Source organism: Rhizobium altiplani, from assembly GCF_001542405.1.
GTDB classification, from domain to species: Bacteria; Pseudomonadota; Alphaproteobacteria; order Rhizobiales; family Rhizobiaceae; genus Rhizobium; species Rhizobium altiplani.
Genome location: NZ_LNCD01000067.1, coordinates 1 through 12583 on the forward strand (window position 1 = coordinate 1; position 12583 = coordinate 12583).

General features: G+C 57.1%; 8 protein-coding genes and 2 pseudogenes. 2 read left to right on the top strand and 8 right to left on the bottom strand.

From position 1 onward, the window contains the following. Window positions 1-286 precede the first annotated feature (286 nt). The 4 genes from AS026_RS14880 to AS026_RS14895 form a co-directional block, all read right to left on the bottom strand. Entirely contained in the window at window positions 287-1402 is a 1116-nt protein-coding gene (locus tag AS026_RS14880; protein ID WP_028748939.1) for an IS110 family RNA-guided transposase, read from the bottom strand. 311 nt (window positions 1403-1713) lie between these two features. Continuing rightward, entirely contained in the window at window positions 1714-2934 is a 1221-nt protein-coding gene (locus tag AS026_RS14885; RefSeq protein WP_028749595.1) for an ATP-grasp domain-containing protein, read from the bottom strand. 487 nt (window positions 2935-3421) lie between these two features. After that, entirely contained in the window at window positions 3422-4315 is an 894-nt protein-coding gene (gene dapF / locus AS026_RS14890) for a diaminopimelate epimerase (RefSeq protein ID WP_051321220.1), read from the bottom strand. Window positions 4316-4835: 520 nt separating this feature from the next. Beyond that, a complete protein-coding gene (locus tag AS026_RS14895) occupies window positions 4836-5891 on the bottom strand; it encodes a D-alanine--D-alanine ligase family protein (protein ID WP_235777214.1) in 1056 nt (351 codons plus the stop codon). Between the two features lie 587 nt (window positions 5892-6478). Between AS026_RS14895 and AS026_RS14900 the strand changes: the two are divergent. Then, window positions 6479-6980, top strand: a pseudogene (locus AS026_RS14900) (IS110 family RNA-guided transposase); the annotation flags it as partial. Window positions 6981-7033: 53 nt separating this feature from the next. Here the strand turns inward: AS026_RS14900 and AS026_RS44540 are convergent. The 4 genes and pseudogenes from AS026_RS44540 to AS026_RS14915 all read right to left on the bottom strand — a co-directional run. Beyond that, window positions 7034-7186 (bottom strand): annotated as a pseudogene (locus tag AS026_RS44540) (transposase); the annotation flags it as partial. An 83-nt stretch (window positions 7187-7269) separates the two neighbouring features. Continuing rightward, window positions 7270-7584 carry a transposase DNA-binding-containing protein gene (locus AS026_RS14905; protein ID WP_037076650.1) on the bottom strand — a complete coding sequence of 105 codons (315 nt, stop codon included), beginning with the start codon at window positions 7582-7584 and terminating at the stop codon, window positions 7270-7272. Window positions 7585-7649: 65 nt separating this feature from the next. Next, window positions 7650-9005, bottom strand: a complete 1356-nt coding sequence (locus AS026_RS14910) for an LLM class flavin-dependent oxidoreductase (protein ID WP_028749602.1) — start codon at window positions 9003-9005, stop codon at window positions 7650-7652. 1059 nt (window positions 9006-10064) lie between these two features. Beyond that, a complete protein-coding gene (locus AS026_RS14915) occupies window positions 10065-12170 on the bottom strand; it encodes a recombinase family protein (protein WP_028749699.1) in 2106 nt (701 codons plus the stop codon). Between the two features lie 219 nt (window positions 12171-12389). Between AS026_RS14915 and AS026_RS42720 the strand changes: the two genes are divergently transcribed. Beyond that, window positions 12390-12583, top strand: a 194-nt coding sequence (locus AS026_RS42720; protein WP_205634470.1) for a hypothetical protein, incomplete at its 3' end; no start/stop codon positions are given.

The following is a 12583-nucleotide window of genomic DNA, read 5'->3' on the forward strand; positions in this document are numbered from 1 at the left end:
ACACCGCTCTGATGTCCGTTGTCAATGCTTTGGGCGCGAGAAACCGACCGCCCAACCGAACGCTGTTCATGATGATGATCGCGTATGGGTGGAGGCGGAACTGAAGGACGTCGGTGATCAAACTCTGATGCGCGGGTTGGCTACCGCATTCCCGATTGTGCGTCCGGGGCTGTTCCGATCTTACTACGGGCGTCGGTCAATTGCCGGCCACAAAGCGTCTGACGGGTGTTCCCCTGCCGTTGTCCCGCCTCCGCCCATGCGCGAGGTGCAAGTTCGCTTCGGCGACTTATGATTTGATCGCCTGCGCCTCCCTTGCAACAGCCCACATGAAGCCGGTCAGCTCGCGGGCAATGGCGGTGCAAACCACTGTCGTTCGCTTTCCCCGAGTGGCGAGCATTCGATATCGAGATGTCAGCCGGCTCTGAGCCTTCCATGCAATTTCTCGAACTTTCGATGGGGCTTGCTCCATGAGGTAGAGCTTTCTCGTGCCGACCTTCGGCGGATGCCGATAAGTCCAGGCGCTCTCGACCAGCATGTGCCGAACCCGACCGTTGCCGGCCTTGGTGATCCCACCCCGTCTGACCGTCTCACCCGTTGATCGCTCACCAGGGACCAGGCCGAGATAGCCCATCAGTTGGCGAGGGCTCTCAAATCGGCTTACGTCGCCGACCTCCGTGGCGAATGTCACGGCGACGATCAGATCGACCCCTCGCAGGGTCTGCAGCGCTCGAATGACCGGCGCCAGCGACCAGGTTGGGACGAACTCCTCGATCACCTTCTCCAGTCGTTCGACGCGCTCTTTCGAGACGCGCACCGCCTCGACCATTTCCTGCAACGCAATCTGATGCGCCGGATGATCGAACTGTTGCTCCTGCAGCCAGCGCAGGTAGCGCATCGTCCAGCCCTTCTTGCGTGGATAGATGCGACTGTGTTTGAGCATAAAGGCACTGATCTGTTGTCGGTGAACCCGCAATGTCTCGACAGCAGCAGCTCGAGCGCGAACGAGGTCGCGCATCGCCTCATGGCCCTCATCAGGAACCCACACTGCCGTGAGCTCGCCGGCCCTCAATAGCCGGGCGAGCGCGAGTGCATCTCGACGGTTCGTCTTTACTCTGTCGCCCGGCCTCCTGGGGATCAATGATGGAGCGACCACCACACATTCATGGCCAAGCGATCGGATAAGCCGATGCAGCCCGTATCCGGTCGGACCCGCCTCGTAGCAGAAATGAACTCGGTCAAACTTTGCTGCTATCCGCTGGATGATGCGGCGCATGCTGGTATCAGAGGCGTCAACCTCACCCCAAAAGCGGACCTCTCCCTCCCGGCCGGATTCAGCGATAGCAATCGCATTCTTTAATTTGGCGACATCGATTCCTATAAAAGCTTCTTTATAATCTGCCACGGCTCGTCCTCCTGTGATGAGGATCGGCTCGGCCTATCCGAGCAACCCTCGGAAGACCAGTGTAGGGCGAGCCACCTCAGGCACGAAGACGGACATACGGTCTTACGGTTTTCTCAACTTTTGCTTCACTGATGGTGAGATCTCGCTCGCAAAGAACTCTGTGCAACGTCGGCGATACGCCGGTACTCGTATTCATTCAGCGGGGCCAGAAACGCGAAATGACGATACACGATACGGCGGGAACCCGGCTCATAAATGCCTCTAGCTGGAACCGAAGATCAAAGGCCTTGCGATGTGGGCAGAATAGGCGTTTACGTCGGAAACGGAGTTATTGTCCAATCGATTTGATCGACGGCATTCTGAAGGATCGCCTCGCACTGAGCTAGGCTCGGTGAAGCCGCTATGACGTGCCCAATCCAGTCTCGGGCATCTCCTTTCCTAATGATCGCTGTGTTCGTAGTTAGATACAATTTGACCTCTGCGACACCTGGTAAAACGGCCAACCGGCTCTCGCTATCAGACCACGTTAGTGTGCCGTCGCGGTCAGGAACTAGTATTCGGGCGGCCGCAGTGTGCGAACGTCTCCTGTGCAACGTCGATTGCTCGCCGATAGCAAGCTTGATGTGCTCGGTGATGAGGTCGATACCGTATGCTAACAGAACCAATTGTGGGTCCGGCGTTCCAGCAAGGCGCGGATTGACTTCTATAACGACGGGTCCACGACTCGTCCACCGGAGTTCGATATTGGCCGGTCCCCATTCAAGTCCGAGAGCTCGCAAAGAACTCTGTGCAACCTCGACGATACGCCGGTACTCGTATTCATTCAGCGGGGCCGGAAATGCGAAATGACGATACACGAAGTGCGGCGGAGGGCCGAAATCAGCAGCACAGACCCCTATAACGTCAGTCCCCATTGTTTCAACCGAAAAATGTGGGCCTTGCGCCAATTCTTCAATCAGTATGCCTGACGAGAAATGTCGCACGTCTGTGCTGTTCAGCAAATGGCTCGTCTGCTCACACAGCTCATCGACATTGCAGCAGAGTCGTACACCGGCACTACCAACACCTACGACTGGCTTAACAACTACAGGGAAGCCAATCTCTGCAGCAGCGGATATAACTTCGGTAGTATTCACTGCTAGAAAATATGACGGTACGGAAACGCCTGCTTCCTTAAGGAGCTTACGTTGCGTGAATTTGTTGCAGCATCTTTCTACCGCCTCCGGATTGGGGCCTGGCAGCCCAAAATGCCGACAGAGTTTGCCACTAGTCGCATAGAATGCCTCTCTGGCGCAGGTGATCCCAGCTACGTCATACGTTGAACGGAGGCGGGAACATTCGCGGATAAGCGCATCAAGATCTTTCGTATCAACTATGATTGCCTCGATACATTTTTCCGTAAGATAGTCGTATTGAACGGGCGGAGCTGCCAGGACTATTGGATGGAGCCCAAGATCCTGCGCGGCCCGGACATAAAGTTGTCCGGTACCGGCGGTATTACCTTCGATAAAAACTAGCGCTCTTCTCGTCACTCTCGTCGGCTCCCGCCTCTTCAATTCAGACCAAGCAAGAGTTGTGCCAGCCCCGCAAACATCGAGGCACTTTCTATGATTGATGTTCAGTGCTCAGATGAGGGAGAAAGGAACGATGTCTGACTATCGTCAATGTCATATATGCGACAACGGCGTTTCTATGGACGTGAGAAAATTGCTGAGTCTGCGGGTTACGCCCGTCCGCGATATATCCGTCAAGGATTTCAAGAGATTGGTCAGCCAAAGGAAGAACGAGGGCGAAACGAGTCTTGCGCTGTGCTACCCGCAGTGTATGCCGCAGCAACCCAAAACCGCTGGAGCGAACTCAAAGCTGGATAAAACTTGGGGGCAAGGTCAATGTTGGAAGAGGTGCTCGGGATAGGTCGACGGTCGGCATAAATGGGGAAGATGAACAACGTCGATCCACTTGTCTGGCTCACTCAGACCCTCAACCCGCGCAACCTCGCAAAAGCTAACTGACGTTATCCTACGACTTCTTGCCTCCTTCTATAAAGCCATGACAGCAGAACGCGACAGGCCCGGTCATGACAGCCATGTCTCCGTTTACGATCTCGATTTTCAGCAATCCGGCCGGAAGGTGGACCGCAATTCTGGTGGAAGTGACGAGGCCTCGTTTCAGTGCCGCATAGGCGGCGACGCATGCGCCGGTTCCGCATGCCTTGGTCAATATGCCCGGACGCTCCCAGACGGCGAGCCGCAGTGTCCGCCCGTCCAGAACCTCGGCGGCGTCCACATTAATGCCCTCGGGAAAGAGGGGGTCGTTTTGCACCACCGGCGCATGGTGAGCCATGTCAAAGAGTTCGAGGCAATCGACGAAGAAGACAGCGTGCGGGTTGCCTATATCGAGCGCGAGGCCGTCCTTCAGTGGTCCGCTTTGTACGGGCAGGTGAAGCGTATCTACCTCTCTGGAAAGGGGAATCCTGCGCCAGTCCATGCTGATTGGCCCAAACGTGACGCTGATTTGCATTGGCCCTGCTCTCCGGCAGTGAAGGACACCTGCTTTTGTTTCAATCTGCACCTCGTCCTTGCCGGTCTCCTCGAGAAGAAGATACGCAATGCAGCGCGTGGCATTGCCGCATGCACCGACTTCCTTGCCGTCTATGTTAAAGATTCTCATCGCCGCGTAGGCACCGACGTTGCGCCCCTTGTCCGAGGGTGGTTCGATGGTGAGCAGCTGCTCGCCTCCCGGACCGGTGTGGCAATCGCAGATGCGGACGATGTCCTCGTGATCGAAAGACTTCGACCCGTCGCGCCGATCTACAATCACAAAATAGTTTTGTAGGCCGTGCATCTTGATAAATGGCCACTGCCCGGGCAAGTCAACTGGTGGAGGGCATGAGAGAAAGTTGATGTGTCTCATTGTTCTGTCCAGCTAGATAAAGTGTTCAACTCAAAGCAATCCAATCGTGTTACGCCAGACTGCGATTACGGGTTCACCCGCTCCTTGGCTCGTGTGGCGGGACGCTGCATGCTGAGCCCTTGCGCGTTTCAACAGCGCTCCAGATTGCGCCGATGTTAGTGCACTCCAAAGTCCCCTCTACTAGCCCCGCAATGCACTTACGCGTCTAACACTCGGTGGCAGCGCCAGCCGTCACCCCCTAGCCAGGTGGCTGCCTAGCCGGCCTCTGGCTTGGTACTGAAGCCGCGGCGGTCCCGTGTCTTGGCAGCCAATCGGCACCGGCGCGCCAGCGTAGCGACCCTAATGCCAGACACTCGCGCAGTTGACGCCGATCTATCGGGCGATCTCAGTCTGGGGAAGCCGCCCCTGGCGTAACGCAGCCGCGGCTGTCAGACAGCACTCCTCCATCTGCTCCGGCGTCAAATGCGCCGGCCGGAGACGTTTCCATTCATCACGCGCCTCCTCACGACACTAGCCTACGTCACACAACCTTGGTGGAGATCATCAGCTGCCCGGGTATTTGCGCAGCAGTGCTTAGTGTGATGAGATCTTCGAATGAGAACCGTGATTGGAACGAGAGTGGCGCATTGCTTTCAGGGAGCAGTCCTGGGATGGTGTTAACCTCGAGGTAGACGGGGGCGCCGTCATTATAGATAAAGTCGAAGCGTACAAGCCCCTTACAGTCCAGCTGTTTATAAAGCCTGAGGACATCATCGCGAATACGTTCTGCCGCCGGTCCTTGGAGTATCTTGGGTATAGCATGCTCATCGACCGACCTCTGCTTCAGCCGGTCATCGTAGAAGCGCCAGCCGATTGGAAGGTCGAATAACACGGCATCTCCGATGATAAGCTCTGATCCCACTTGAAAGATACCGACGGTGCCGGATGCCCCTTCGATGAATTCTTCAAGGCGCCACCTGGAGCGATCAGTAGGTTCGATTCGGGCAATCGCCTCCGCGGCTGCAGCATGGCCATCCAGCATCTTGATTCCAATACTGGACCCCTCGCCAATCGGTTTAAGGACCAGTACCTGCGACTGCTGTAGTTCGAGCGGCCAGGAGCGAGGGTCTCCCAGGGCTGTTACTAAACGGCCGCGCGGGACTGGATAGCCCCAATCTCGAAGCAATGAGACAAAGATGTCTTTGTTCATTCCAATTGCGGAGGGCAGCGTTGATGGCCCGGAGTAGGGAACGCGCAGGATGTCAAGGAACCCCTGCATCGTACCATCTTCGCCTCCTGCTCCATAGACCACACTGAGCACGAAGTCGCATTGGAGGACGGCGCGGAGCAATTGCTCTACATCGTTCGGCTCAACAAATTCAACTGAACGGCAAAGTTTCTGGAGGTGCGGCAATAGTACATCTTTAGTTTCAAGAGAGGCTGCGCGCTCAGTTGATGATCCTCCAGCAAGAAGAACTAGCCGCAACTGGGATAGAACTTCTCGTGCGGCCGATAGCAGTTTCGCGTCATGCATTTTGTCGTCCTCCTTGCTGGCGAACTCGTTCTGATTACCCGCCTGGGCGGCATCGTCGAACAACTCGACGTGCCTTTTCGTACATATCGCTCCAGACCCGGACGCCCTCCCTTCGATGGCTCTGGGCTGGGCGTGAGGGCCTACAAGTGAAACAGCGCGTTTCTCGGTTTGAATGGCGATGCTACCCTGACTTGGTGCTTTTCTCCTCGGCTCGTCGCTCACACTGTCGCCCAGACCTAAAGTCCGGTTGGCAGCTACAGGCAACTTGCATCGATAGCAGCAACAGGCGTGCCAACTGGGCCAAAAAGAGCCTCCCACGAAATGTCTGCTTATTATTGAATGGGCTTCGATGAGAGTGCGGCAGGACGCGGGGCTGAACACCGCCGTGTCATCAATTGCACAAAGTCGACGAAAGGTATGTCGGGTACTGTAGTCCCAACGTTGCGGCCCCCAGTTTGTCCTCGCCTCCAAGAGGTCGAACTTGACCTCCGTCTTCCCGGTTTCCGTCAGTGGCGCAACCAACCCCGATGACAGTAAGCGTCCGGTCAAGCCCTCCGCGGGGAAGTTGATGGAGTGGATGCCCCTCCTGCCTCTGTCGCGCGATGTGGCAGATTGGCAATGCTGGCAATGTCACAGTTAGGAGGATTAATATGGACAACGTCACCATCATTGGTATCGATTTGGCGAAGCGCGTCTTCCATGCCCATGGCGCTCGCGCCGACGGCGGTGTCGCATTCCGGAAGAGATTGACGCGGGCTCAGCTTCTTCCGTTTCTCTCCGCCCAACCGAGCTGCATAGTTGCAATGGAAGCTTGTGCGAGCGCACACGATTGGGGTCGTGCCATCGGCGGTCTCGGCCACGACGTGCGGCTGATCCCTCCGACCTCCGACCTACGTCAAGCCATATGTAAAGCGCCAAAAGAACGACACGGCCGATGCGGAGGCTATCGCTGAGGCCGCATCTCGGCCGACCATGCGCTTCGTTACTGTCAAAGCCGAGGAACAACAAGCGAGGTCGGCGGTCTTCCGCACGCGTGATCTTCTTGTCAGGCAGCGCACGCAACTGATCAATGCTTTGCGTGGGCATCTTGCCGAGCACGGTGTTGTTGCGCCGCAGGGTCCAACACACTTGAAGACGTTGGCCGTCGCATTGCGCCGCCATGTGAATAGCTGTGAGGGGTCGATCCCTATGCGCCTTGCCACCGCCGAAACGCTCGCACCCGGCTCCATGCTTTCGACTACCGCCTGAGCCTTGAACTCATCTGACCAGCGTCGAACCTCTCGCGGCGCCCCCTCCAGGCGACCCGCAGCGGCTTCGATCATATGGAACGTTCTATGTTCGGACATAGCTTCAGACATCGCAATTCATACCAAGCTCATTCCCTGAGCTCACATCAATAAGCGCCATGCCTTGCTATCGCCAGACGGGGTCAATGCACCGCTTACGCTAAAGTAGCCTGCAGCACCAAGATTGGAACCATTGCAAGCATCATAGCGTTGGGCCGTCGCGGAAAAATGGCCGTCGAGAATATCACCCTCGTCAACGTTTGGATTGGAGAAGAAGCGATACGCCGCTTTTTTGTGCTGGCCCAGTCCTGGCAGGCGAAAGAAATAGAGCAGCCAATATGCTCGCCCAGTTGTCGTAATAGCGCCGAGCAGCGTCGCCCGAGGCGGCCATCCTTGAAAGAACCCGCGTCTATTTCCTGCTTGTTCCAATGGCCGTCATTCTCAGCAATTAGATCGTCTCGAACCGACATAATGCAATAGGGGAGTGCCCGCAATTCAAAACCCGCGGCAGAACCCGCAACGGCTTGAGCAGTTTTCACGGACGAATGCTTAGACCTGCCTGCGTGAACTGATTGAGTGGCTGCTTGAGCCCGAGGTTCTCTCTTAGAGTTTGGCCGCAGTACCTAGATCTGAATTTTCCTCGTCGGCATAATTCGGGAACGACGAGCTCAACAAAATCCTTGAGTCCGCCAGGAACGGTCGCGGGCATTACGTTGAATCCGTCAGCCGCACGTTGATCAAATACATCGATCATGGTGTTGGCAATTTCGCTAGGTGTCCCAACAACCAGTCGATGACCACGGCTGTCCGATATCAAGCGGATTAGTTCTCTCCAGGTGAGTTTCTGTCGCGCGGCCAAGTCGAGGAGCAGTTTCTGACGGCTCTTGATGAAATTCGTCTGCGGTAAAGCCTCGGGGACTAGCGAGTCAAGATCCGTTGAACGCAGGTCGATGACAGACCCCAGCCAAAGTTGGGCCGCGCCAATCAGAGCGTCGATGTGCGTATACGATTGTAGTCTTTGAAGCTTCTCAAAGGCTTCTTGCTCGGTCCTCCCGACAATCGGGACAATGCCCGGCATGACTAGCGTTTGATCGTCCCCCCGTCCAAGCGCACGCGCCTTCTCTTTAATTGTTGCGTAGTATCGTTTGCCGTTTTCTAAAGACGGTTCGGCGGTGAACACGACCTCAGCCACTTCCGCAGCGAATGCAATTCCGGCATCGGATGCGCCAGCCTGAACCAACACGGGGTAGCCTTGCGGCGGCCTTGCAATGTTCAGCGGGCCTCTGACTGAAAAGTGGTTCCCTCGGTGGTTAAGCAAATGCAGCTTCGTAGTATCAGCGTAAATACCACTTTGCTTGTCGCGGATAAACGCGTCGTCCTGCCAGGTGTCCCAAAGAGCTTTGACAACTTCTACGAATTCCCTTGCTCGAGCGTAGCGCGCGTCATGATGTGGAAGTTCCTTTTCCCCGAAATTTTGGGCTTCGTAATTACTTAACGAGGTGACAATATTCCAGGCTGCGCGTCCCCGCGACAAGTGGTCAAGTGATGCGAACATGCGCGCAAGGTGAAAGGGTTGGTAGTACGTCGTCGTCGCTGTCCCGACAAGGCCGATGTCATGAGTTCTCGATGAAAGCGCCGACAACAGCGTAATCGGCTCGAACCCATCGTTGCCACCCATTCGAGCTAGGGCTGCGTGATCATATATTACAGCTTGTTGATCGGCGACAAACACGAAGTGAAACTTCGCACCTTCGGCAAGTGTTGCCAAATGAGCACATAGGTCGATATCAACTCCACCATTTGCGGGCGCGTTCGGATCGCGCCATGCACCTTGGTGAAATCCCGCTGGATCAAGAAACAGTCCGAGTTTCATTTCATTATCGCGTCGCATGACACACCTCCCTTCAAGTGGGCGCTCGCGCTCATAGCAGACAGATGCCGCTTGCCGCTCAATCACGGCGCCTGTCTCTCATGATGGCTCCGCTAAATTATCTAAGAAGCGAAAATAACGAACCTACTAGCCGTGGTGGTATCTGGGTGTAAAGTTTCGTGTGTTTCCTGCCGCATCTGGCCCTACGGTATGTCTTCAGAGAAGGCGACTGCGTCTGGGAAGCCCCGCCTCGCATCAGCCGCCCTACTCAACCCTGACAGCCGGGACGGCGCTAGCACTTCAGGCAGTGTTCCGGCTGGCACTGCCTCAACCGGGCATACTCGTTCGTGCCTCGAACTCCTAGATCGCGATCTGGCCGTGCCGGACTCGACGCTGAGTCGGCGTGCCAAAACCCTGCAGAACATCAAGCCATGTCCAAGCTTCAGCCAGCCCGTTCACCGGGGCGGGCTGGACGCCACAGGGTCTCGGATGTTGACAGCCGGGCTACAAGGCAGTCGCTTAAAGATTCTACTTCGCGTGCCGCGGTTCTCTCGATAGTCCGATCACCGGCGTCCTCGCACCGCCGTCAATATCGCCAGTTCCAACTCGGGCGCCGCTTGAGCCATAAGCGTGGCGTGACGACCGGGAGGTGTTCGGTCTGGAATTCGATGGTGTCCACTGTGGAATTAAGTGGACACTATGATTGGTGAGACCAGTTCCAAGGAAGGAGTTCGCCGATCCTTTTTGCGGGATGATCGCGATGCGATTGATGATGTAGGCGAGATAAGCGTGCGGGTTGATGCTGCCCATCTTGGAGGTTTATGCCGACCGCCAAACTATGCCGAGCGCCTCTTCCGATTATGGCGGTATGAAGCGCTTTGCCCGCCATTTCGATCGAGAACCGGTCGTTGACACTCGGCATAGTTCTCATGCTCAAAGGGCGTTCAGGAATTCAAGAAGTCGGTCGTTTAGCCGAAATCGTTCGGCCTTTGCGCGTTCGTATGGCTTCAGCTTGGCGAGTGCGGATTATGCACGATGCGGTCGAGTATGGCGTCGGCGACCGTGCTGTCACCAATGATTTCATGATGCCTGTTTCCTCGATCGTCTATTGCGTTGAGCGCGAGCGCGTAGAATGTCGATCTGGTCCTCCATCAGTTCGATCTGCCATGGTTGTCCTTTCACTAGCTGCCGGCCTTGAATCAGGCCTCGTGCCAGGTATTTGAAGATGGTCTGCGGCGTAATGCCAAGAGCTGCAGCAGCTCCTTGAACGGAATAGGTTCCGTCTGGCCACCTGACGGGGTTGGAGCTCGTTCCGTTGATTTTGACGGTTGGAATGCCCCAACGCCTGCGCAAGAGCCAGACATTGTCACCTTTGAAGGCGCAATTCTGTGCGGCACGGAAGCCTTCCGCGTTCAGTACCGACGCAATTTCCTTGTCCATTTTGCCTGCGGCGTTCAGCTCCGTCACGCGCGCTCGTAATTTGTCGATATCGATATAGTCGCCATAGGTATGAACGCGCCTTTGGACAGAGTGCTCGCTCGTCGCTCCCGTTTGCCACAAGATCTTGATCCAGACCTGTCCTTGCAGCCGTTTTTGATCGAGAACGACCTCGCAGATAATGAGGCGTAAGATGCTCTTTCGCTCGGCCGCCGTGGTCAATGGGGCATGCCAGATGCCAGGCAGGTTCTCTCCGAGTGCCAATAACCCGTCGCGATCTGCCTCGCTGAGAACCAGGGGCTCGTCGGACCGCCACCGTTCATAGTCCTGCTCGATGGCCGCGGCCGCGCGCAACTTTTCCTCCCATCCGCGTTCCAGCGAACGGGCCACCAAGCGGTTCTCTGGCTCGACTGCATCATATTGGCGCCGTGCCCTTTCCGCCTCGTAGCGCGCACGTTCGCGCCGCAGAGCCCATTGACGCTCGAGTTGACGGGCCTCCTCTTCCATCTGGCCCAGTGCGGCGACGGCGATAGCAATCCTGTCCGGCGTCAGAGCCTCGAGTAGAATGCTTTCGACGCGTGCATCGACCGGCAGAGCGCGCACCTCCTGGCATAACGGCCCTCCGTCGTGGCCGCGGTCGGCGCGGCATGCGTAGACGGGATAGTTTCCCGCAGGGCCGCTATAGCGCAAACTCATCCGGCGACCGCACCGCCCGCAGACAGCGATGCCCTGCAGCAGCGCGGCGCCCTTGCGCGGCAAGCCCGAATGGCCGGCTTCGTAGCGGTTGATGTTGTTCTCCAATCGCCGTTGGTTCTCCATGAACTGCTCCCAGCCGATGTAACCAGGATGGGCCGCTTCCAAACAGACCTCCCAGTCCGCGATGGGGACCTTAGTCGTCCGCGGACGATAAACGTCCTGGCGAACGCGTCCACCCGTCTGCCGCCGCCGACCATAGACATAGGCCCCAGCATAGCCGGGATTATGGAGAATGCTGAGCACCCGCGGGTTGCTGGCCTCACGCCAAACCACTTCGTGCGGCGCCGGACCACGAAGGGGGCGCATTGGCAACGGCAAATTCTCCTTGCGTAGGTAGCGCATCACTGCCCGCGCGCTTCCTAACTCGCGGAATTTGCTGAAGACCAGGCACAGCCTTGCCTGCACCTCCTCATCGGGGTTGAGGATGATTTGGCCTGAGCGGTCGTAAGCCAATCCGGCGGGAAGGCCAAGGCGCAATTCGCCGCGTGCCGCTTTCTGGCGCTCACCCTGATGCAGGCGTTGCTTGATCTGGTGCAGCTCCGCCTCGCTCATGATGCCGGACAAGCCCAGCAGCAGGCGGTCGTGATAAGCGCACGGATCGTAGAGCCGTTCGCCGTCAGCGATGATGACGCCAAACAATGAGCACAGATCGAGGAGTTGATGCCAGTCGCGGTTGTTACGGGCGAGCCGGGAGGCGTCAAGACTGATGACAAGCCCCGCGTTTCCCAGCCCGATCTCCGCGATTAGCTTCTTGAAGCCCTCTCGCTCGACGCAGCCCGAACCGGATTTGCCGAGATCTTCATCGATGACGTGCACGCGTTCATGTGGCCAGCCAAGAGCGACGGCACGATCGATCAGACGATACTGCAACTCCGTGCTTTCCTGATGATGGCGCACCTGGTTTACGGAAGACTGGCGGACATAGATGTAGGCGAGCTTGCCGCGATGCTCGGCCGTGACGCGCTCGTCCGGGTTATTCGTCGCTCTCAGCATGCCGATCCACCTTTGTCGGCGCGCGTATTGACCGCATCCGCATCAACAGGGGGGCAAGTTTTTGAGCAAGTTGTTTCCGCGTCTCCGGCGGCAGATCGAGCCACGGACGCGGGACTGTCGTGCTCGGGGTAAGAAGCTTTACGAGGGACTGAGACGCTACGCGGTACGGTTTTGATTGCACGTTCATCGCGAATCACCTCCTTGGAACGGGAGGTAACCATGCTGTTCAAATGGTGCATCAATGTGAGCAGGGTTCGAACGCTGATGCGAGGCGCCGACTTCGACTCGCTTCGCGCTTCCGGCGAAGCGGTTACAAGATCGGTTATCGATCGGCGAATTGAACGGCGGCGTCCGTCAGGTAATCGAACGACAACGAATGCCGCACCGCGGCCGGACTGGACCGACACCAGCTC

What these genes read in the sequence shown, in the direction of transcription:
- dapF (WP_051321220.1), bottom strand. Translation starts at nt 4,315, where the DNA reads ATGAGACACATCAACTTTCTCTCATGCCCTCCACCAGTTGACTTGCCC.
- AS026_RS14905 (WP_037076650.1), bottom strand. Translation starts at nt 7,584, where the DNA reads ATGTCGGTTCGAGACGATCTAATTGCTGAGAATGACGGCCATTGGAAC.
- AS026_RS14910 (WP_028749602.1), bottom strand. Translation starts at nt 9,005, where the DNA reads ATGCGACGCGATAATGAAATGAAACTCGGACTGTTTCTTGATCCAGCG.
- AS026_RS14915 (WP_028749699.1), bottom strand. Translation starts at nt 12,170, where the DNA reads ATGCTGAGAGCGACGAATAACCCGGACGAGCGCGTCACGGCCGAGCAT.